The organism is Streptomyces sp. NPDC086080 (assembly GCF_044540255.1).
Taxonomy (GTDB): Bacteria; Actinomycetota; Actinomycetes; order Streptomycetales; family Streptomycetaceae; genus Streptomyces.
On record NZ_JBITRU010000018.1, the window covers coordinates 73,516 to 94,330 of the forward strand.

Below are 20,815 nucleotides of genomic sequence, written 5' to 3' on the forward strand. Positions count from 1 at the left end.
CGGGCTGTTGCTCACTGCAGGGGGGAAGGCGGCGCAGCGATGGACAAGCTCGGGGTCGGGGATCCGCGGAGCATCGGGGCGTACCGGCTGCTGGCGCGGCTCGGGGCCGGCGGGATGGGGCAGGTCTACCTCGCCCGTTCCGACCGGGGACGCACCGTCGCGGTGAAGCTGGTCCGCGAGGAGCTGGCCCGGGTGGAGGAGTTCCGGGCGCGGTTCCGCCAGGAGGTGCAGGCCGCGCGGCAGGTCGGCGGCGACTGGACGGCGCCGGTGCTCGACGCGGACACCGAGGCGTCCGTGCCCTGGGTCGCCACCGGATATGTCGCGGGGCCCAGCCTCCAGCGGGTCGTCGGGCGCGACCACGGTGCGCTGCCCGAGCGTTCGGTACGGATCCTCGCCGCCGGTCTCGCGCACGCGCTGAAGGACATCCACGCCGTCGGGATCGTCCACCGCGACCTGAAGCCGTCCAACGTGCTCGTCACCATCGACGGTCCGCGGGTCATCGACTTCGGCATCGCGCGGGCGCTGGAGACGGTGACGGACGGCGGGCTGACGCGCACCGGGGCGCTCGTCGGATCGCCCGGGTTCATGGCGCCCGAGCAGGTGCGCGGCGACCGCATCACGCCCGCCTGCGACGTGTTCTGCCTCGGCTCGGTGGTCGCCTACGCCGCCACCGGCGTCCTTCCCTTCGGCACCGCCAACAGCGGTGTGCACGCCCTGATGTTCCGCATCGCCCAGGAGGAACCCGACCTGGAGCGGGTGCCCGAAGGGCTGGCCGAACTGGTCCGCGACTGTCTGCGCAAGGACCCGGCCGCACGGCCCACGCTCGACCAGGTGCTGGCGCGCACCGGCGCGGAGGACACCGTCGTCGGCGGCCGCTCCCGCGACCCCTGGCTGCCGAGCGCCCTGGTCGCCCAGCTCGGCCGGCACGCGGTGCGACTGCTCGACACGGAGGACCCGGAGGCGCCCGAGCCGCCGGGCGGGCCGGACGGCGGACAGCCGGGACCGCACGGTCCGGTCGCGCCGGTCGCCGGCCACCCGGGGGAACCGGGGCCGGGCCGTGCTGCCGGGGAGCCACGTCCCGGGGAGCCCGCCGCGCGGCGGCCCGGGGCCGCCACGCCCGAACACGCCCGCGCCGACGACGACTCCGCCGCGCCGCCGCCCCCCGCGAACCCGCCCGGCACACCCGGTCCGCCCTCCGGGGGACAGCCGGGTGTCAATCACCTCCCCACCCTGGTCGCGGGCCAGAACGGCCAGATCACCCCCACCCCGCCCCCCGGCCCGGCCCCGGGCCCGGCTCCGGGTGCGTACGGGCAGGCCCAGCAGCACCCGCAGCCCTCGGTGTATGGCTACCCGTACAACGGCCACGGCGCCGGCCACACCCCGCCGTACGGGCCGCCGCCGTACGGGCAGGGCCCGCCCTTGTACGGACAGGGCCCGCCGCCGTACGGGCCGGCGTCCGAGCCGCGCAGGGACGGCCGGTCCACCGCGCTGCTCGTGGTGATCGCGCTGGTCGTGGCGCTCGCCGCGGGCGGCACCGTGTACGCGCTGATGAGCGGCGGAGCCACCGACGACAAGCGCGCCGGCGGGGACCCGTCGGCGTCCTCGACGCCGGGTGACGCGTCCGGGACCGCGGGGCCGGAGACGCCCGACGACACACAGCCGCCGCCCGAGACGCGCCGGCCGAGCACCTCCGCACCGGCGGACGGCACGATCCCGGCGGAGTTCCTGGGCGACTGGTCCGCCACCATCGACAACGCGAGCGGGCAGCACGGCCGCCGGCTCACCGTCCAGCAGGGCGAGGTGGGCGACACGGTGATGTCCCTCGTCGCCGACGGGCCCGCGGGGAACGGCACCTACCACTGCGTCTTCGAGGCCCGGCTCACCGGCAGTTCCGGCGGCCGGCTGGACATCGGCCCGTCCTCCGTCACGGTCGGCCCGGCCAGTACCTGCACCCCGGGCGCCGCCAGCCGGATCACCCTGCTCCCCGACGGCTCCCTCCAGCGCGTGAACATCGGCACCGGTGAACAGCTGACGTACACCCGGGACTGAAGGGCCTGCCGCCCCCGCCCCCGTCCCTGTCCGCGTACGGCAGGCCGTACGGTGGCCGCCCGGTGAACGGCCGGGTTCCGTGTGACGGTGCGGTCGGCGGTCGGGTCAGCGGGGTTCCGGTGGGCGCTGCCTCGGCATGTTCGGGCGGGCCGGTCCCGGCGGGGAGGGGAAGCGGCCGTGCGGGAGGGTGCCCTCCGAGCGCCCCGAACCCGCCACCGCCGTCTGTACCCCCAGCGGAGCGCCTCCGCTGCGGAACTCCACCATCCAGTCGGCCGTCTCGACCCGCACCAGCTCCGTCACGTCCTCCGAGAACCGCCGCAGCACCGTGAGGCACCGCTCGGCCGCCTCGCTCGCCGTGCCCTCCGCCGGACCCAGCACCTCACGGATGCACTCCGACGCCCAGTCGAACTGGAACGTCTGCAACCGCCGCTGCAGGGCCTGCGCCGTCGCCACGTCCCGCATCCACCCGGACGTCATCCCGAAGAACCGGTCCCCCGCGACACACGCCACCGCGAGCAGCAGCGCCAGATAGCCCCAGGGCGCGGACCCGTCGGCCACCCCGGTCAGGTCGAGCAGCGGCAGCGCGGCCCCGGTCAGCGCGCCCGCCGCCGTCCCGGCCCGCAGCCCCCACGCGCACCGCCGCTTCCACGCGCGGTCCGTGAGATACCAGGCGGCCGTCTCCAGCGCCCCGCGCTCCACCCACCGGTACAGCTCGTCCAGCCGGGCCGCCGGGTCGCCCCAGTTCCCGAGCGGGAACTCCCGCCCGGCCGGATCGCCCGGCCACGGTCCGGCCGCCCCCTCGCCCCACCGGTCCCGAGACCGACCCTCGGGCTGCATCTCCGGCTGACCCACCCGGCATCTCCCTACTGCACCGACCCTGCCGACCCCTGCTGATCCCCGCTGATCCCCGCTGATCCGTTGAGCTCGCGTACGTTCCGTGCGTGAAGTGTGACGCCATGTGCTCGCGCGCCCGACCCTTCCTACCTCCCAATGGGTGGCCGCCTCGGGGGTTCGGGCGCTCTTTCCCCCGGAAGGAGGCCGTGATCAGGTATAGGGGTCTTCATCGGGACTCACTCGAAAGAGTGCTGGGGCGACGGCTGTCCCGACCACGTAGGCTCGTGCCGAACGGCAAAAACCGTGAGAACCATGAAGCACGGACCGACGGACCGACCAAGGAGCTGAATCGTGATCCCCGGTGGTGGCCAGCCCAACATGCAGCAGCTGCTCCAGCAGGCCCAGAAGATGCAGCAGGACCTGGCCAAGGCCCAGGAGGAACTGGCGCGTACGGAGGTCGACGGCCAGGCGGGCGGCGGTCTGGTGAAGGCCACCGTCACCGGCTCCGGCGAACTGCGCGCGCTGAGGATCGACCCGAAGGCGGTGGACCCGGAGGACACCGAGACCCTCGCGGACCTGGTCGTCGCGGCGGTCCAGGCGGCCAACGAGAACGCGCAGACACTCCAGCAGCAGAAGCTCGGCCCGCTCGCCCAGGGTCTGGGCGGCGGAGGCATCCCCGGCCTCCCCTTCTGACCCTCCGGCCTTCCGGCCCTCGGCCTTCGTGGCCTTTCCGGCCTTTCTAAGACGGCCCGCGGGCCTCTACCGTACGTACTGCAGGAACACCAGGAAGGACGGGCAGTCCGTTGTACGAAGGCGTGGTCCAGGACCTCATCGACGAGCTGGGGCGGCTGCCCGGCGTCGGTCCCAAGAGCGCGCAGCGGATCGCCTTCCACATCCTGCAGGCGGAGCCGGCGGACGTGCGGCGCCTCGCGCACGCGCTGACCGAGGTCAAGGCGAAGGTCCGCTTCTGCGCGACCTGTGGGAACGTCGCGCAGGAGGAGCACTGCGCCATCTGCCGCGACGCCCGCCGCGACCCGGCGGTGATCTGTGTCGTGGAGGAGCCCAAGGACGTGGTGGCCATCGAGCGCACCCGTGAGTTCCGGGGCCGCTACCACGTCCTCGGCGGCGCGATCAGCCCGATCGACGGGGTGGGCCCGGACGATCTGCGGATACGGGAACTCCTGGCCCGCCTCGCGGACGGCACCGTCACGGAGCTGATCCTGGCCACGGACCCGAACCTCGAGGGCGAGGCCACGGCGACGTACCTCGCCCGCATGATCAAGCCCATGGGCCTGAAGGTCACCCGCCTGGCCAGCGGCCTCCCGGTGGGCGGCGACCTGGAATACGCGGACGAGGTCACCCTCGGCCGCGCCTTCGAGGGGAGACGACTCCTAGATGTCTGACGCCACGCTGCACGCGACGCACCAGAACCCCGACGACTTCGCGGTCCAGATCGCCGACCAGATCGAGAGCTTCCTGGTCGCCGTCACGGAGGTGGCGAAGGGCGACGAGCCGGACTCGGCGGTCCCCTTCCTCCTCCTGGAGGTCTCCCAGCTCCTGCTGGCCGGCGGCCGCCTCGGCGCCCACGAGGACATCGTCCCCGACGAGCGCTACGAGCCCGACCCGGGCCCGGAGCCCGACGTGGACATGCTCCGCGAGAACCTGGCCCGCCTCCTCGAACCGATCGACGTCTACTCCGAGGTCTTCGACCCGTACGAGCCCCGCCAGGCGTCCGTCCCGGCCCGTATCTCCGACGATCTCACCGACATCATCACCGACCTCCGCCACGGCATGGTCCACTACCGCGCCGGCCGCACCTCGGAAGCCCTGTGGTGGTGGCAGTTCTCCTACTTCTCCAACTGGGGCTCCACGGCCTCCGCCACCCTGCGCGCCCTCCAGTCGGTGGTCGCCCACGTCCGCCTGAACCAGCCTCTCGCCGCCCTCGACGGCCTCGACACCGACCAGCACATGGGCGACGACACCCTGGAGTTCGAGGCGGGCAAGGTCATGGCGGAGGAGATCGGCGCTCCCCTGGGCGTACGCCCGGTCACGTGAGGCCTCCCGGCCCCGTCGGCATCACCCTCGACACCGAACCCCTCACGGACCTCGTCGACCGCGCCCGTGTGTGACGCGGGGCACTTTTCCGAGTGGGCCGTGCCGGGGTGGGCATGAGCCCCACTGCACGGGCGCCGGGAGTCTCACGATGCGGTATCGCGGAGGGGTTTTTCGGACGCTCGATAGACTGAACCGACCGCGGCGCACACCTGTGTGTGCGGACCGCGGAAAACGACGGATTGAGCGAGGAGCGCACGTGGGCCTTGTCGTGCAGAAGTACGGAGGCTCCTCCGTAGCCGATGCCGAGGGCATCAAGCGCGTCGCCAAGAGAATCGTGGAAGCCAAGAAGAACGGCCACCAGGTGGTCGCCGTGGTTTCCGCGATGGGCGACACGACGGACGAGCTGATCGATCTGGCAGAGCAGATTTCCCCGATCCCTGCCGGGCGCGAGCTCGACATGCTGCTGACCGCCGGAGAGCGGATCTCCATGGCCCTGCTGGCTATGGCGATCAAGAACCTGGGCCACAACGCCCAGAGCTTCACCGGCAGCCAGGCAGGTGTCATCACCGACTCGGTCCACAACAAAGCCCGCATCATCGATGTCACGCCGGGCCGGATCAGGGCCTCGGTCGATGAGGGCAACATCGCCATCGTCGCCGGTTTCCAGGGCGTCAGCCAGGACTCCAAGGACATCACGACGCTCGGCCGCGGCGGCTCCGACACCACCGCCGTCGCCCTCGCCGCGGCGCTCGACGCCGAGGTGTGCGAGATCTACACGGACGTCGACGGCGTGTTCACCGCCGACCCCCGTGTGGTGACCAAGGCCAGGAAGATCGACTGGATCGCGTTCGAGGACATGCTCGAACTGGCGGCCTCCGGTTCCAAGGTGCTGCTCCACCGCTGTGTGGAGTACGCCCGCCGGTACAACATCCCGATCCACGTCCGCTCGTCCTTCAGCGGACTGCAGGGCACGTGGGTCAGCAGCGAGCCGAAGAAGCAAGGGGACAAGCAGGTGGAGCAGGCTCTCATCTCCGGTGTCGCGCACGACACCTCCGAGGCCAAGATCACGGTCGTCGGTGTGCCGGACAAGCCCGGCGAGGCCGCCTCGATCTTCCGCACGATCGCCGATGCCGAGATCAACATCGACATGGTCGTGCAGAACGTGTCCGCCGCCTCCACGGGCCTGACGGACATCTCCTTCACCCTGCCGAAGACCGACGGCCGCAAGGCCATCGACGCGCTGGAGAAGAACAAGGGCGCCATCGGCTTCGACTCCCTCCGCTACGACGACCAGATCGGCAAGATCTCCCTGGTCGGCGCCGGGATGAAGACCAACCCCGGGGTCACGGCCGACTTCTTCACGGCGCTCAGCGAGGCGGGCGTGAACATCGAGCTGATCTCGACCTCCGAGATCCGCATCTCGGTCGTCACCCGCAAGGACGACGTGCCGGAGGCCGTCCGCGCCGTGCACACCGCGTTCGGGCTCGACTCCGACAGCGACGAGGCCGTGGTCTACGGGGGCACCGGCCGCTGATGGCCACCACCGCGGGACCCGGACGTTCCGGGCGGCCGACGCTCGCGGTCGTGGGCGCGACCGGCGCCGTCGGCACGGTCATGCTCCGGATCCTGTCCCAGCGGGCGGACATCTGGGGCGAGATCCGGCTGATCGCCTCCCCGCGTTCGGCCGGCCGCAAGCTGGCCGTGCGCGGCGAGGAGGTCGAGGTCGTGGCGCTCACCGAGGAGGCCTTCGACGGGGTCGACGTCGCGATGTTCGACGTACCCGACGAGGTCGCCGAGCGGTGGGCGCCCGTCGCCGCCGCGCGGGGCGCGGTGGTCGTCGACAACTCCGGCGCCTTCCGCATGGACCCGGACGTGCCGCTCGTCGTGCCCGAGGTCAATCCGCACGCGGTACGGCGGCGGCCGCGCGGGATCATCGCCAACCCGAACTGCACCACCCTGTCGATGATCGTCGCGCTGGGCGCGCTGCACGCCGAGTTCGGCCTGCGCGAGCTGGTCGTCTCCTCGTACCAGGCGGTCAGCGGCGCGGGACACGCGGGCGTGCGGACCCTGCGCGAACAACTGTCCCTGGTGGCCGGTACGGAGCTGGGGACCCACCCCGGTGACGTGCGGCGGGCCGTGGGCGACAACACCGGGCCGTTCCCGGAACCGGTCGCGCTGAACGTCGTACCGTGGGCCGGGTCGCCGCGCGAGGACGGCTGGTCCTCGGAGGAGATGAAGGTACGGGACGAGACCCGCAAGATCCTGGGCCTGCCCTCGCTCCCCGTCGCGGTCACCTGTGTCCGCGTCCCCGTCGTCACCACGCACTCCCTCACCGTGCACGCCCGCTTCGAGGGGGAGGTCACCGTCGACAAGGCGCGCGAGATCCTCGCCACCGCCCCCGGCGTCGTCCTGTTCGACAATCCGGCTGCGGGGGAGTTCCCCACCCCCGCCGATGTCGTCGGCACCGACCCGACGTGGGTCGGGCGGGTACGACGGGCCCTGGACGACCCCACGGCGCTGGAGCTGTTCGTGTGCGGCGACAACCTGCGCAAGGGATCGGCGCTCAACACCGCACAGATCGCCGAACTCGTGGTGGTTGAACAGTAAAAAGTTCTGGATCGCACAGGAATCATTTGTAGGATCCATGTAAGACTCCTGTGCCGGGTTCTCGGTCTGGACCACTTGTACCTGCAGGTCCGGGCGACCGAGGATGGCACGAGGATGTACCTCCCCGTCTCCCGCAACCGCGCGGGGGGCGGGGAGCGTCTTTGCGTTCACCCTTCCGGGGCGCGGGGACGCTGCCTTCCAGGCGTGGGGACGGCTGGAACCGGGCGTGGGGACGCCCGTTCATATGAATCACAGGGGAAGTGCGGGACGCATGAGGGCATTTGATGTGCTGTCGGTGGTGCTGCCTGATGCGGACGGGCGGCCGACGGCACCGGCCACCGCAAGAGTGACGCCCGGCACGTACAACCCTTACGAGGGGACGTGTGTCCAACTGGCGTGGCTGAGGTACTCGATTTCACGGCGCCGCGTGGCATGGCCCTCCGGCCGCCCCGCCAGGCTCTCCGACCCCGCACGTCCGGCGCGTCCGGCGGCGGCATGCCGGTGATCGCGCCGATGCCCGCAGCGCGCCCCGCCCGCATACCCGGTCAGCGTGACGGCGCGGACGACGCCGTCCCGGCCGGCACCACCGTCGACCACCTCACCGAGACCTACCGCGCGCACTACCGCTCGCTGCTGGGCCTCGCGGCGTTGCTCCTCGACGACACCGCCTCCTGCGAGGACGTCGTCCAGGAGGCCTTCATCCGCGTCCACTCCGCCCGCAAACGCGTCCGGGACCCGGAGAAGACCCTGGCCTATCTGCGCCAGACCGTCGTCAACCTTTCCCGTTCCGCGCTGCGCCGCCGCATCCTCGGTCTCAAGCTGCTCTCCAAGCCCATGCCCGACATGGCGAGCGCGGAGGAGGGCGCCTACGACCAGCTGGAGCGCGACTCCCTGATCAAGGCGATGAAGGGCCTCCAGCGCCGCCAGCGCGAGGTGCTGGTGCTGCGCTACTTCGCGGACATGACGGAGGCACAGGTCGCCGAGACGCTCGGGATCTCACTGGGCTCGGTGAAGGCGTACGGCTCGCGCGGTATCGCGGCGCTGCGGCTGGCCATGGGGGCGTCGGCATGAGCGAGGGCAAGGACGCGCGGCGCGAGGAACGCGAGCCGGAGGCTTCGCGTGCGCCCGGCCGTGAGCCGGAGGCTTCGCATGCGCCCGGCCGTGAGCCGGAGGCTTCGCGTGCGCCCGGCCGTGAGCCGGAGGCTTCGCGTGCGCCCGAGGGGGTGCCGGAGCCCACGGGCGGGCAGGGGGCCGATGGCGCGCAGGGGTCCGATGGCGCACAGGGGTCCGAGAGCGCACCGGACTCCGAAAGCGGGAACGAGTCCGACGCCGGGCGGGAACCCGAGGACGTCAGGGGGCCCGCAGGTACCCGGGAGGTGGAGGACGCCCGGGAGTCCGCAGGCGTCCGGGAGGTGGAGGACGCCCGGGAGTCCGCAGGCGTCCGGGAGGTGGAGGACGCCCGGGAGTCCGCAGGCGTCCGGGAGGTGGAGGACGCCCAGGAGTCCACCGGCACCCGGGAGTTGGAGGACGCCCGGGGGCCCGTAGGCGCCCGGGAGCCGGAGGACGGGCCCGTGCGGTCGCGCGTACCGGCGGCGCCGCACGAGCAAGAGCCGAAGCACACGCACGCTGGGAACGGAACTGTGAACGACGGCCTGGACGAACGAAGCCCCGAAGGGCTCGACTCGGACGAGCTGGAACTGCGCGCCCTGCTGCACCAGGCGGTACGCGAGGTGAAGCCGGGCGACGGCACCCTGGAGCATCTGCGCCGGGCGGTACCCGCCCGCCGGGCACGCAGGCGTCATGCCCTCGTCGGCATGGCCGCCGCGGCTCTCTTCCTCGGTACGGCGGTCCCGGCGGCCGTGCATGTCTCCGGCACCGCCGGTTCCGACACCGACCCGTCCGCCGTGGGCCACGCCTCGCAGGCGCCCGGCGGCACCGGCCAGGACGAGGACCCGGGCAGCGGCGAGAGCACCGCGGGCGGCTCCTCGGACCCGGTGGACGGCGGCGGCACGGGCGGCCGGCAGGACGAGGACAAGAGCGGCACGAGCACCGGCTCCGGTGCCGGCGCGACCGAGGGGACCGATCCCTCGGCGGGTGCCTCCGCCACGGCGGACCCCTGCACCGCGGCCCAGCTCGGCCCCGCGGCCGCGAGCAGCACCGCCCCCGACTCGACGGGCGCGGTCTACGGCTCCTTCGGGGTCACCAACGTCTCCGACGCCGCCTGCGCGGTCGACGGTGCCGGCGGGGTGAGCGTGACGGCGCAGGGCGCGGCCTCGGCCGCCAAGGTGGGCACGGCGCGGCATGTGGCGGGGGACGCGGCGGCCGGTCTGCCCAACCCCTCCCTGGAAGCGCCGCGGCTCGTGCTCGAGCCGGGCGCCGCCTACGAGGTGCGGTTCGCCTGGGTGCCCTCCGAGACGTGCCCCGACCCTGGAGACCCCACGGGCGGCGGCACCGGCGGCCCCTCGCCCGACCCGTCCCCCAGCGCCCCCCCGACGTCGACGACCGGCGCGTCCGCCGGCGCCGACAGCGACACGGGCACCCAGCTGGTCCGGGAGGACGGCGGGGCCGACGGCAGCGTGGTGGTGACGTACACCGCGTCGACGGGATCGAGCTCGGCCACCGCGACGGTGGCCAACGCCTGCGCGGGGACGGTCTACTGGACGGGGCTGCTGACGCCCGTCGACTGACGGGGGAGGTCGTCGCCGGAGTCCCGGGAGTCCCCGGAGTCCGGGGAGCCCTCCTCGGACTCCCCGGTGTCCCCGGCCTCGTCCTCCGCCGCGGTCAGGCCCAGTTCCGCGTCGCGGGCGAGTTCCACCTCACGGCGCAGCAGACGGAACCACATGAAGATGACGAACCCCACGAAGGCGAACCACTCGGCGGTGTAGCCCAGGTTCTGGAACGCCTTCAGGTCCAGGCCGGTGCCGTCCGGCGCGGACGCCGGTACCGCCCGCATCCCCGGATCACCGCGGTTGAGCGTGACCCAGGCGTCGTACACGTCGTACGGCACCAGGTTCACCAGGGAGGCCGCGCTGATCGCGGCCGTCTGGCCCTCGGGCAGGCCGCTGCGGGCGCTGACGCCGTTGCTGCCCGGTGTCTCGGACGCCTGGAGCGCACCGGTGACGGTCACCTCACCGGTGGGCGCCGCGGGCACCTTCGCCGGGTCGGGATCGCCGGGCAGCCAGCCCCGTACGACGGGCAGCGCGCGGCCGGTGTCGGTGCGCAGCAGGGTGAGGACGTAGTACCCGTCCTCGCCGTCCAGCTGCCGGTCGGGCACGAGCAGCTGGGTGTCGTAGCGTCCGCTCGCGGTGGTCTGTTTGCCGGAGGTGGCCTTGGTCACGGGCAGCAGGCCGTCCAGCGGCCTGGCCTTCTCGCGCTGGTCCGAGACGACCCGCTCCTCGGCGTCGCGGTGGCTGTCCACCCGGTCCTCGAACCGTCCCAGCTGCCAGGACCCCATGAAGACGCAGAAGGGGATGGACAGCAGCAGGAAGACGTTGATCCCCCACCAGCGGGGCGTCAGCAGAAACCGGTACACGCCCCCAACGGTACGGGCAGGCGGACCGAAGCCCGCCCGTGGGGTCGGCCCCGCCCCGCGCGGACGCCGCCCGCGCGGACCTTCCCGTCCACCGCCGGGGCCGCCCGTCCCGACCTGCGGAGGGAGACGGAGGGAGACGGAGGGTACGGCGACGGTGACGGATCCGGTGCAGGTTGTCCACAGGGCTGGGGACCATGTCGCTGGAATGCCCGCGGGACGGGCAGTATGGCCTCATGACTGTGAGCAACGGGTCCGACGCGCCGGGCCGGGCGGACCACCAGACCGAGCGAGTGGAACAGGGCGCGGGCATGCCCGACTGGGAGAAGCGCTTCCGGGCACCCCGGGTGTCGCTGCCCGACTGGGCCGAGGACGCCCCGGAGCGCTCCCTGTTCGTGTCGAACGCGACGGGGACGTACGAGCTGTACGCGTGGGACCGTTCGACGGACGAGCAGCGTCAGGTGACCTGCCGGCCCAACGGCACGACGGACGGCGTGCTCTCGCCGGACGGCGAGTGGATCTGGTGGTTCGACGACAAGGACGGCGACGAGTTCGGCGTCTGGCGCCGGCAGCGGTTCTCGGGCGGCGAGGACGAGCTCGCGGCACCGGGCCTGGACCCGTCCTACCCCGCCGGTCTCGCGCTGGGCAGGGACGGCCGTACGGCGGTGGTGGGCCGCTCCACGGACGAGGACGGTACGACGATCCACCTCGCCCGGACCGGTGAGCCGCCCGTGGAGCTGTACCGGCACCGTGAGTCTGCGGGCGTCGGCGACCTCTCCTACGACGGTTCGCTGATCGCCGTCGAGCACACCGAGCACGGTGACGCGATGCACTCCGCGCTGCGGGTGATGCGTCCCGACGGCACGACGGTCGCCGAGCTCGACGACACCGAGGGCGGCACCAAGGAGCTGGGCCTGGAGGTGCTGGGCTTCGCGCCGGTCGCGGGCGACACCCGGCTGCTCATCGGTCACCAGCGGCGCGGACGCTGGGAGCCCCTGGTGTGGGACGTGGCGACGGGGGAGCAGACGGACCTCGCGCTGGACCTGCCCGGCGACGTCAGCGCCGAGTGGTACCCGGACGGCACGGGGCTGCTCGTGGCGCACGGCTTCGAGGCACGTGGCGAGCTGTTCCGCTACGACCTGGCCGGGCGCCGGCTGGTGAGGATCCCCACCCCGCGCGGCGCGGTATCGGGAGCGACGGCCCGGCCCGACGGCAGCGTGGAGTACCTGTGGTCGTCGGCCGCGCAGCCGCCTGCGGTGCGTTCCACGGCGGGCGGCGTGGTCCTCGACCCGCCCGGGATGAAGTCGCCGGGGTCGGTGCCCGTGGAGGACGTATGGGTGGAGGGGCCCGGCGGCCGTATCCACGCCCTGGTCCAGAAGCCGGCCGGTGCGACCGGTCCGCTCCCCACGGTCTTCGACATCCACGGCGGCCCCACCTGGCACGACAGTGATTCCTTCGCGGCGGGCCCGGCGGCCTGGGTCGACCACGGCTACGCGGTGGTCCGTGTCAACTACCGGGGTTCCACGGGGTACGGCCGCGCCTGGACCGACGCGCTGAAGCACCGGGTGGGCCTGATCGAGCTGGAGGACATCGCCGCGGTGCGCGAGTGGGCGGTGGCCTCCGGTCTGGCGGACCCGGCCCGGCTGATCCTCACCGGCGGTTCCTGGGGCGGCTACCTCACCCTGCTCGGCCTCGGCACACAGCCCGAGGCGTGGGCGATGGGCATCGCGGTGGTCCCGGTCGCCGACTACGTCACGGCGTACCACGACGAGATGGAAGCGCTGAAGGCGATGGACCGTACGCTGCTCGGCGGCACCCCGGAAGAGGTCCCCGAGCGTTTCAAGGCGTCGTCCCCCCTCACCTACGTCGACCGGGTGACGGCCCCGGTCTACATCTCGGCGGGGGTCAACGACCCGCGCTGCCCGATCCAGCAGATCGAGAACTACGTCAAGCGCCTGGAGTCGCGCGACGCGGTCCACGAGGTCTACCGCTACGACGCCGGTCACGGGTCGCTGGTCGTCGACGAACGCATCAAACAGACCCGCCTGGAACTCGACTTCGCGAGAAGACACCTTCCGGTGTAGCGGCGGGCGCCGACGGTGCCGAGGGCGGGCGGCACCCACCTCGCCGCCCCCGGCCGCGGGCACCGTCGGGCGCCGCGCTGGGGGTGGCACCCCGCAGCCGGCCCCCCCCCAGCTGCGGGCAGTCGTGCCGCTGGGGCGGCACGGGTGGGCGCAGCGGCACCCCGCGAGCGCGGGTAAGTGATGCTCACCTTGTCCCAGCCCTGCACCGGACGCCCGCTAAGTGGCGCTGCGCGCCCGGCGACTCAGCAGCTCCGCCAGCCCGCGCCGGGTGGCCGCCAGGACCACCCGGTCCCCGGACCGCAGCACATACGTGTCCGGCAGGTCCCACACCAGCCCCGACTCCGGCGCGCCCGCCGTCGCCGCCCCGCCCCGCGCCGCCGTGTCGAGCGCCAGCACCCGCCACGCCCCCGCCCGGAACGCCTCGCCCACCGTCCGGCCCTCCAGCTGCGGGTGCCCGTCCACGACCAGCGCCGCGAACAGCAGCACCCGGCGCTCCACCGGGATCGCCCCCAGGATCTGCCGCCCCATCATCGCCCCGGCGAAGGCCGGCGCCGCCAGGTGCGTCACACTGCGGCTCCGCGTCAGCGCACCCGGGTGCGCCGTCCGCAGCGTCCGGTACACCGCCTTCGCGAAGTCGTCGTCGTACAGCCGCAGCACCGCCCGCAGATCCGGCCGTACGGACCGGGCGTACAGCACCGCCTCCAGGTTCGTCGTGTCCTCGCTGGTCAGCGCGAGCAGCGCGTCCGCGCGATGGATCTTCGCGGACTCCAGTACGCCTTCCTGGGTGACGTCCCCGACCACCACCGGCACGCGTAACCGCCGTGCGGCGGCCAGGCCGCGCGCCTCCGGGTCCGCCTCGACGCACACCACCGGGATGTGCAGTTCCCGCAACCGCGTCAGCACCCGGGTGCCGATCTTGCCCAGGCCGAGCAGCACCACATGCCCGCTCAGCCCGCGCGGCGGCTTCCGCAGGGACGACGCCGTCCGGAACGTCCCCAGCGCCTCCAGCACCGCCGCCAGCAGCACCGGCAGCAGCAGCAGTCCGACCAGCATGGACAGCAGTTGCAGCACCTGCCGCCCGGTGGACTGGTGGTGCGCGGGCTCGTTGATCGCGAACAGGTCCAGCAGCGTGACGTAGGTGGCGTGCAGCGGATTGTCCCGTGTCACCACCGTCAGCGCGACGGCGAGCGCGATCACCGCCGCCGCCAGCCCGGCGAGCGACCAGCGCAACCGCCGCGAGAACAGCGAGGCGAACGGCGGTCCGCCCCGCCCGGCCGGCAACGGCGGTCCGGAGTAGGACAGCTGCTCCAGCACCACCGTGCCCCGCCCGGTGGCGGCCGCCACCGCCGCCGCGTCGGGCAGCAGCCGCGGCCCCTGATCGCCGCTGTCCTCCGAACCCTCGGCCCCGGCGGGGTCGTTGCTCGTGGCGGACAGCAACGCCAGGGTGCAGAGCCCCGGGTGGGCCACCTCGCCCGGTCCTGGAGGCCGGCGTTCCACGGCCCGCAGCAGCAGCCCCTCCGCGTCGACCACCTTGCTCGTGCCGACGAGGGCGGTGGCGACCAGCGAGGGCGCGGCCGTGTCGGCGTCGGACAGCACCGTCGTGGTGATGTCGGTCCCCGTGACGCCGTGCCCCGCCACCGCATCGCCCGCCAACTCCGCGGCCTGGTCGAGCAGTTCCTCGATGTGCTGCCCCAGCCGCCGGTTGTAGAGCCGCAGGACGAGCCGCAGCCGCGGGTTGAGCCGGCGGGCGGTCAGGGCGGCCCGGATGTTGGTCTCGTCGTCGTCGTACACCAGCGCCAGCGCGGCGGCCCGTGCCACGCCGGCCTCGGCGAGCACGGCCTCGGTCGGCTCGGCGGCCTCCACCACCCGTTCGCCGGGCGCCAGGGTGTCGTCGGACCCGCCGTTGCCCCGGTTGACCGCGGTCACGACCCGGTCGAGCAGGGCGGCGGAGGCCGCGCGGGCCCGCCCGGCCATCGGCTGCCGCACGCCGGGCCCGGCCCGCGGCACGACCAGGGTCACCTGTTCGCGGTAGACACCGCGCAGTTCGGCGGCGAGCCGGTGCGCGAGCCCGTCCTCCCCGCAGACCACCATGTGTGCGGAAGGGTCGCTCGGCGGGGCGGGGTTGGGAAGGAGGCTCACCACAAGAGAAGAGACTGCCTCATCACGACGGGTGGTTCCAGGCTTCCCCCCTGAACGCGCGTGCCCTGTTCTCCGTACCAGAGGGCCGGGGACCCGAGCGGCCCCGTCCTTTCGCGCGCGCATCCTGGGAGGTGCACCGGCCCGTGGCCACCACCACGTCGTCCCCGCGCGGAACCGGAGGGCCCGAACCCGGCCCGCCTCACGGCCCGCCTCACGGCCCGCCTCACGACCCATCTCCGGAGACGCCCCCAGGGACGGTCGGCCGCGACGGGAGGGGGCACGGGACATCCCCCGAGGAATCCGGCCCGTTCAGCCCCTCCCTCCTCCTCACCCTGTTCCTGCTCACGGCCCTGATGTTCCAGGGCCCCGTGCGCGGCGCCCTGGCCGCCCCGGTGATGCAGAGCTGGATGACGGTGTTCGTGGCCGTCGTCGTACAGGCTCTGCCCTTCCTGGTGCTCGGGGTGCTGCTCTCGGCGGCGATCGCGGTGTTCGTGCCGCCGTCGTTCTTCGCCCGCGCCCTGCCGAAGCGGCCGGCGCTGGCGGTGCCGGTCGCGGGTGCGGCGGGCGCGGTGCTGCCCGGCTGCGAGTGCGCGTCCGTCCCGGTGGCGGGCGCGCTGGTGCGCCGGGGCGTGGCCCCGGCGGCGGCCCTGGCGTTTCTGCTGTCCGCCCCCGCGATCAACCCGATCGTGCTGACGGCGACGGCGGTCGCCTTCCCGGGCAACCCCGAGATGGTCCTCGCCCGGTTCGTCGCGAGCCTGCTGGTGGCGTGTGCGATGGGCTGGCTGTGGCAGCGTCTCGGCCGTACGGACTGGCTGCGCCCGCCCGCCCGTTCGGCGGACGACGACGGCCGGAGCAGGGGGGCGGCGTTCTGGGGGTCGGTACGGCACGACGTGATGCACGCGGGCGGCTTCCTGGTGGTCGGCGCGATGGCCGCGGCGACGCTGAAGGCGGTGGTGCCGGCCCAGTGGCTGAGCGCGGCGGCCGGTCATCCGGTGCTGTCGGTGCTGGCGCTGGCGGTCCTGGCCGTCCTGCTGTCGATCTGCTCGGAGGCGGACGCCTTCGTGGCGGCGTCGCTGACCCAGTTCTCGCTGACGGCGCGGCTCACCTTCCTGGTGGTGGGGCCGATGATCGATCTGAAGCTGTTCGCTCTGCAGGCCGGCACGTTCGGCCGGGCGTTCGCCCTGCGCTTCGCCCCCGCGACCTTCGTCCTGGCCGTCGCGGTGTCGGTCCTGACGGGAGCGGTGCTGCTGTGAGAGCGCGGATCGACGCTCAGGCCCAGGCGGCCCTGCTGTTCCTGCTCGGCGCGACCGTGCTGCACACCGGTCTCACCGACCTCCACCTGCGGTACGTCAAGGCGGGCCTGCGTCCGCTCCTGCTGCTGTCGGGCGCGGTACTGATCGCGACGGCGGCGGCGACGGTCCGGTACGAGTGGCGGCGCCCGCCGCGCTCGGGGGAGGCGCACCGCGAACCCCGTATCGCCTGGCTGCTCACCCTCCCCCTGCTCGCCCTGATCCTGATCGCCCCGCCCGCTCTCGGCTCCTACAGCGCCACCCACACGGGTACCGCGCTGCAGAAGCCCCTGGGCTTCCCCGAACTCCCCGCCCGGGGACCGCTGAGGCTCAGCGTCGGGGAGTACGCGGCCCGCGCGGTCCACGACGACGGCCGTCACCTGCGCGACCGGCCCATCAGCGTCACCGGTTTCGTGGCCACGAACGGCACGGACGCCCCGTACCTGGTCCGGATGAGCCTCAACTGCTGTGCCGCGGACGGCCTGCCGGTCAAGATCGCCCTGACCGGCGCGGTCCCCCCGGTCCTGCGGCCGGACACCTGGCTGGAGATCACCGGCACCTACACCCCGCGCCGTACGAAGGACCCGGTCAACGACGGCCCGGTGCCGTACATCGAGGTCGTCCGGGCGCGACCGGTCCCCGCCCCGTCGAACCCGTACGACGAGTGGAACGGCTAGGACGGGCAGGCCCCGGGACAGGCGGACCGGACCCCAGGGCGGGCAGACCCTAGGACTGGTACGGCTGCTGCTGGTGCGGTTGGCCGTGCCCCTGCCCGCCCTGGCCACCGCCGATGGCCTGCGCCTGGAGCTGCTCGGCCTGTTCCCCGGTGATCTTCTGCTCGGCGCCGCAGAAGGTGCACTGCGTCGCGTACTTCGTCGAGACCGGGAACAGCGGCACGAAGAACAGGGTGAACTTCGTGACCCGCTTCCTGAGCGTGTGCGCGGAAGGGTTCCCGCACTGCGCGCACACCAGCGTCAGTATCGCCAGCTGGTACACGTACCCCTTGGTACCAAAAATGATCATGTCGTCGATCCTTCCCGGGGCAGGTCCCCCCGAACCACCACACCAGACGGTGGGGGCGGTCGGCAACGTGACCGCCCGCAAGACTGCCGCACCCGGCACAAGCGCGCGCGGCCCGTCCGCTGACAGTCTGGTCGCGTGAGAGATGCCCCCGCCACCGGCCCGATCGCCCCGAGAGAGAAGAGAAGCCTGTGCAGATCACTGTCTCCACCGTGTCGCTGACCGTCGACGACGTGACCGCCTCGCAGCAGTTCTTCACCACCTGCCTCGGATACAAGGAGATCGCCGCCGCCGACGGTTTCGCCTCACTGACCCGCGGCGGCGCCGCCGTCGACATCGTCCTGCTGCGCCGGGGCACCGAGGTCCTGCCCGCCGGCCAACGCGACCGGCACGCCTCCGGGGTCGTCCTGGCCTTCACCGTCGCGGGCATCGAGGAAGAGGAGCGGCGGCTGCGGGAGCAGGGGGCGGACATCACCCTGCCGTTGCGCCAGGAGCCGTGGGGCGAGTGGCGCTTACAGGTCACCGACCCCAACGGGGTCGTCGTCCAGCTAGTCGAGTGGGCGACTCCGGCCGGCGCGGACGGGGGCCGACCTGCTGACCAGCGCATAGCTGACTAGCGCATAGGGGACAACACCCACGTGTCACGCCATCCGTGCGGGTCCCACCCCGCCCCATTTGGGTGTCGTCCCCGATGGTCCGCGCCTCCCCCGGCAGGTGAGGGTGTGATCACCACACTCCCCGGCCTGCCCCGCGCCCGTCCTGCCGCAGAGGTATCACGCGCCTCGCGGAACGGACCGCACGGCTGCCGGATCCCGAGAGGAGTCCGCACCCTGATGCACGCGGTGACGCACCGAACCGGCCTCCACGACGTGTCCGTCCCGGCCCCTCTGGTGCTGTTGCCGTGTCGCTCGGCCGCCGCGCGGGAACGAACGCCCGAGGCCGCCGGAAGGGTGGGATCGGCGCCGAGCGGCTCGCGGTGAGTGCCACGGCACGGAGGGCGGTGGCGGTCTTCGCCGCCGTCCACCGGAACGTCGTCCTCCCACTGCTCGGCATGATGTCGATCGGCGCCGTGCCAACTCGCTGCGTCCCGCACACCGCGCCGCCTCCGGACCCCTCGGCGGTGGCCGTCGGTGGCCGGGAGTCACCCCCTCTCGTTCCGGCGGCTCAGCCGCTACGGACTGATCGTCACCGCGGTCACCGTCACGGTCGCGGCCGCGTATGTGTGGCCGCGCCACTTCGCCCTGGTGTGATCGTGGGGTACGGGATACGCGAGGAGAGCAGATGCACCACACCGGCGACCGCGACCACACCTTCCCCCCGCCCCCTGCCACGAGGAGGCGGCCGAGAAGAGGCGCATGGACGGACCACCGGATGACGAACGCCTCCACGAGATCGAGGCCCGTCTGCTCCACGAGGACCCCCGGTTCGCCCGCGGCCTGGGACACGGCCGCCCCTGCCCGCCGCGCGAGTACCGGTACGCCAGGGCCTGGCTGCTGCTCGCCGCCGCGCTGGCCGTGCTGGGTGCCGGCATCGCCGTGGCCCACGGGCTGCTCATCGCCGCCGGGCTGGTACTGGCCGGGGTGGCCGGCGAGATGTTCGACCCGCACCGCGGTGAGCGGCACCGCGGCAGCGGGCCGCCACGCGACGTCTGAACGCGGTCGCGCTGCGGGGACCGTCCGATGACGCTGTCCGAGTTGTATGTGACGCTGCTGATCGGCGGCGCCGTGCTGCTGGCCAGCATCGCCGCCGCCCGCACCGCCCACCGCGTCGGTCTGCCCAGCCTGCTGCTGTTCCTGGCGGTCGGTGTGATCGCCGGAGAGGACGGGCTCGGTCTGGAGTTCGACGACGCCCAGCTGGCCCAGGCACTGGGCACCGCGGCGCTCGGCCTGATCCTCGTCGAGGGCGGTCTGAGCACCCGGTGGGACGACGTCCGGCGCCAGCTGGCGCCCGCCAGTGTGCTCGCCACTGTGGGCGTGGCCCTCTCGGTCGTGGTGACCGCCACCGGCGCGCACTTCCTCCTGGGCATGGACTGGCAGCTGGCGCTGCTGCTCGCGGCGATCGTCTCCTCCACCGACGCCGCCGCCGTGTTCGCCGTCCTGCGCGCCCTGCCGATGCCGCAGAGACTGCGCGGTCTGGTGGAGGCGGAGTCCGGCTTCAACGACGCCCCGACGATCATCCTGGTCACGGTGTTCTCCACCGCCACCGCCGACCTGCCCGGCCCCGGGCCGCTCGTGCTCAACCTGCTCTACCAGCTCGCGGTGGGCGGCGCCCTCGGTGTGCTGATCGGCCGTCTGGGCGCCGCCGCGCTGCGGCACATCGCCCTTCCCGCCACGGGGCTGTACCCGCTGGCCACGGTCGGTTTCGGCGTCATCGCCTTCGCCGCCGCCGGAGCCGTCAACGCCAGCGGCATCATCGCCGCCTATCTGTCCGGCATGGTGCTGGGCAACGCCCCGCTGCCGCACCGCGCCGCCACCCGGTCCTTCGCCGAGGGCGTCGGCTGGCTCGCCCAGATCGGCCTGTTCGTCATGCTCGGCCTGCTGGTCGACCCCAGCGAACTGCCCGCCGCGATCGTCCCGGCCCTCGTCGTCGGATCGGTCCTGCTGCTGGTCGCCCGTCCGATCTCGGTCGTGCTCTGCCTGCTGCCCTTCCCGATCCCCTGGCGCGAGCAGACGTTCATCTCCTGGGCCGGGCTGCGCGGTGCGGTGCCCATCGTGCTCACCACGTTCCCCATCGTCGCGGGGATCCCCGGGGCCGGCGAGGTGCTGAACATCGTGTTCGTCCTCGTGATCATGTTCACCCTCATCCAGGGCCCCACCCTGCCCGCCGTCGCCCGCCGCCTGGGCCTGGTCCGTACGGGTGCGCTGCGCGAGATCCAGGTGGAGGCCGCGCCCCTCGACGTCCTGGACGCCGACCTGCTCACCGTCGGTATTCCGGAGGGCTCCCGGCTGCACGGTGTCGCCGTCTTCGAGCTCCGGCTGCCGCCGCCCACCGTCGTCACCCTGATCGTCCGCGGCGGCGTCACCCTGGTCCCCGACCGGGACACGGTGCTGCGCTCCGGCGACGAACTCCTGCTCATCACGACCCCGCTGACCCGCGAAGCGACGGAACGACGGCTGCGGGCCATCGGGCGCAGCGGCAAACTGGCCCGCTGGCACGGTGAACACGGGTCCCCGAGCGTTTCCGGCGGATAACCGAGTGAATGCGATGAA

At 73.1% G+C, this 20,815-nt stretch carries 18 protein-coding genes; 14 read left to right on the forward strand and 4 right to left on the reverse strand.

What is annotated here, in order from left to right; genetic code table 11:
- The first annotated feature begins 39 nt into the window (after positions 1 to 39).
- Entirely contained in the window at positions 40 to 2,049 is a 2,010-nt protein-coding gene (locus ACIF9R_RS21750) for a serine/threonine-protein kinase (RefSeq protein WP_399982500.1), read from the forward strand.
- A 105-nt stretch (positions 2,050 to 2,154) separates the two neighbouring features.
- On the opposite strand, the gene ACIF9R_RS21755 is transcribed toward ACIF9R_RS21750, so the two are convergent.
- Positions 2,155 to 2,901: an SLATT domain-containing protein gene (locus tag ACIF9R_RS21755; RefSeq protein ID WP_399982502.1), complete on the reverse strand. Its 747-nt coding sequence runs from the start codon at positions 2,899 to 2,901 to the stop codon at positions 2,155 to 2,157.
- 333 nt (positions 2,902 to 3,234) lie between these two features.
- Between ACIF9R_RS21755 and ACIF9R_RS21760 the strand changes: the two genes are divergently transcribed.
- The 7 genes from ACIF9R_RS21760 to ACIF9R_RS21790 all read left to right on the forward strand — a co-directional run bounded on the left by ACIF9R_RS21760 (position 3,235) and on the right by ACIF9R_RS21790 (position 10,232).
- Positions 3,235 to 3,576, forward strand: a complete 342-nt coding sequence (locus ACIF9R_RS21760; RefSeq protein ID WP_399982504.1) for a YbaB/EbfC family nucleoid-associated protein — start codon at positions 3,235 to 3,237, stop codon at positions 3,574 to 3,576.
- 110 nt (positions 3,577 to 3,686) lie between these two features.
- A complete protein-coding gene (recR, locus tag ACIF9R_RS21765; protein ID WP_399982507.1) occupies positions 3,687 to 4,286 on the forward strand; it encodes a recombination mediator RecR in 600 nt (199 codons plus the stop codon).
- Positions 4,279 to 4,938 (forward strand): DUF5063 domain-containing protein, encoded by a 660-nt coding sequence (locus ACIF9R_RS21770; RefSeq protein WP_399982510.1) that lies wholly within the window; start codon positions 4,279 to 4,281, stop codon positions 4,936 to 4,938. Before recR ends, ACIF9R_RS21770 begins: the two co-directional genes overlap by 8 nt.
- A gap of 256 nt (positions 4,939 to 5,194) precedes the next feature.
- Entirely contained in the window at positions 5,195 to 6,472 is a 1,278-nt protein-coding gene (locus ACIF9R_RS21775; RefSeq protein ID WP_399982513.1) for an aspartate kinase, read from the forward strand.
- A complete protein-coding gene (locus ACIF9R_RS21780; protein ID WP_399982515.1) occupies positions 6,472 to 7,545 on the forward strand; it encodes an aspartate-semialdehyde dehydrogenase in 1,074 nt (357 codons plus the stop codon). Before ACIF9R_RS21775 ends, ACIF9R_RS21780 begins: the two co-directional genes overlap by 1 nt.
- A gap of 495 nt (positions 7,546 to 8,040) precedes the next feature.
- Positions 8,041 to 8,616, forward strand: a complete 576-nt coding sequence (locus ACIF9R_RS21785) for a SigE family RNA polymerase sigma factor (RefSeq protein WP_399982705.1) — start codon at positions 8,041 to 8,043, stop codon at positions 8,614 to 8,616.
- 305 nt (positions 8,617 to 8,921) lie between these two features.
- Positions 8,922 to 10,232 carry a hypothetical protein gene (locus ACIF9R_RS21790; protein ID WP_399982517.1) on the forward strand — a complete coding sequence of 437 codons (1,311 nt, stop codon included), beginning with the start codon at positions 8,922 to 8,924 and terminating at the stop codon, positions 10,230 to 10,232.
- On the opposite strand, the gene ACIF9R_RS21795 is transcribed toward ACIF9R_RS21790, so the two are convergent.
- A complete protein-coding gene (locus ACIF9R_RS21795; protein WP_399982520.1) occupies positions 10,199 to 11,077 on the reverse strand; it encodes an SURF1 family protein in 879 nt (292 codons plus the stop codon). The genes ACIF9R_RS21790 and ACIF9R_RS21795 overlap by 34 nt on opposite strands.
- A 233-nt stretch (positions 11,078 to 11,310) precedes the next feature.
- On the opposite strand from ACIF9R_RS21795, the gene ACIF9R_RS21800 reads away from it, so the two are divergent.
- Entirely contained in the window at positions 11,311 to 13,158 is a 1,848-nt protein-coding gene (locus tag ACIF9R_RS21800; protein ID WP_399982522.1) for a prolyl oligopeptidase family serine peptidase, read from the forward strand.
- A 216-nt stretch (positions 13,159 to 13,374) separates the two neighbouring features.
- Here the strand turns inward: ACIF9R_RS21800 and ACIF9R_RS21805 are convergent, their stop codons facing one another.
- Positions 13,375 to 15,249: a potassium channel family protein gene (locus ACIF9R_RS21805; RefSeq protein ID WP_399982708.1), complete on the reverse strand. Its 1,875-nt coding sequence runs from the start codon at positions 15,247 to 15,249 to the stop codon at positions 13,375 to 13,377.
- 191 nt (positions 15,250 to 15,440) lie between these two features.
- On the opposite strand from ACIF9R_RS21805, the gene ACIF9R_RS21810 reads away from it, so the two are divergent.
- Positions 15,441 to 16,550 (forward strand): permease, encoded by a 1,110-nt coding sequence (locus tag ACIF9R_RS21810; RefSeq protein ID WP_399982524.1) that lies wholly within the window; start codon positions 15,441 to 15,443, stop codon positions 16,548 to 16,550.
- 8 nt (positions 16,551 to 16,558) lie between these two features.
- Positions 16,559 to 17,263 (forward strand): TIGR03943 family putative permease subunit, encoded by a 705-nt coding sequence (locus tag ACIF9R_RS21815; RefSeq protein ID WP_399982711.1) that lies wholly within the window; start codon positions 16,559 to 16,561, stop codon positions 17,261 to 17,263.
- Between the two features lie 49 nt (positions 17,264 to 17,312).
- Here the strand turns inward: ACIF9R_RS21815 and ACIF9R_RS21820 are convergent, their stop codons facing one another.
- On the reverse strand, positions 17,313 to 17,609 hold the full coding sequence (locus ACIF9R_RS21820) for a zinc-ribbon domain-containing protein (protein WP_399982527.1): 297 nt from the start codon (positions 17,607 to 17,609) through the stop codon (positions 17,313 to 17,315).
- A gap of 188 nt (positions 17,610 to 17,797) precedes the next feature.
- On the opposite strand from ACIF9R_RS21820, the gene ACIF9R_RS21825 reads away from it, so the two are divergent.
- The 3 genes from ACIF9R_RS21825 to ACIF9R_RS21835 all read left to right on the forward strand — a co-directional run bounded on the left by ACIF9R_RS21825 (position 17,798) and on the right by ACIF9R_RS21835 (position 20,797).
- Entirely contained in the window at positions 17,798 to 18,223 is a 426-nt protein-coding gene (locus ACIF9R_RS21825; RefSeq protein WP_399982529.1) for a VOC family protein, read from the forward strand.
- A gap of 738 nt (positions 18,224 to 18,961) precedes the next feature.
- A complete protein-coding gene (locus ACIF9R_RS21830; protein WP_399982532.1) occupies positions 18,962 to 19,258 on the forward strand; it encodes a DUF3040 domain-containing protein in 297 nt (98 codons plus the stop codon).
- A gap of 27 nt (positions 19,259 to 19,285) precedes the next feature.
- The gene (locus tag ACIF9R_RS21835; protein WP_399982535.1) at positions 19,286 to 20,797 is read left to right on the forward strand and encodes a potassium/proton antiporter; all 1,512 of its coding nucleotides are present in this window, start codon (positions 19,286 to 19,288) and stop codon (positions 20,795 to 20,797) included.
- The last annotated feature ends 18 nt before the right edge of the window (positions 20,798 to 20,815 follow it).

Coding starts and splice junctions, on each gene's coding strand:
- ACIF9R_RS21750 (WP_399982500.1), top strand. CDS start 40: ATGGACAAGCTCGGGGTCGGGGATCCGCGGAGCATCGGGGCGTACCGG.
- ACIF9R_RS21770 (WP_399982510.1), top strand. CDS start 4,279: ATGTCTGACGCCACGCTGCACGCGACGCACCAGAACCCCGACGACTTC.
- ACIF9R_RS21780 (WP_399982515.1), top strand. CDS start 6,472: ATGGCCACCACCGCGGGACCCGGACGTTCCGGGCGGCCGACGCTCGCG.
- ACIF9R_RS21785 (WP_399982705.1), top strand. CDS start 8,041: ATGCCGGTGATCGCGCCGATGCCCGCAGCGCGCCCCGCCCGCATACCC.
- ACIF9R_RS21800 (WP_399982522.1), top strand. CDS start 11,311: ATGACTGTGAGCAACGGGTCCGACGCGCCGGGCCGGGCGGACCACCAG.
- ACIF9R_RS21805 (WP_399982708.1), bottom strand. CDS start 15,249: ATGGTGGTCTGCGGGGAGGACGGGCTCGCGCACCGGCTCGCCGCCGAA.
- ACIF9R_RS21820 (WP_399982527.1), bottom strand. CDS start 17,609: ATGATCATTTTTGGTACCAAGGGGTACGTGTACCAGCTGGCGATACTG.
- ACIF9R_RS21830 (WP_399982532.1), top strand. CDS start 18,962: ATGGACGGACCACCGGATGACGAACGCCTCCACGAGATCGAGGCCCGT.
- ACIF9R_RS21835 (WP_399982535.1), top strand. CDS start 19,286: ATGACGCTGTCCGAGTTGTATGTGACGCTGCTGATCGGCGGCGCCGTG.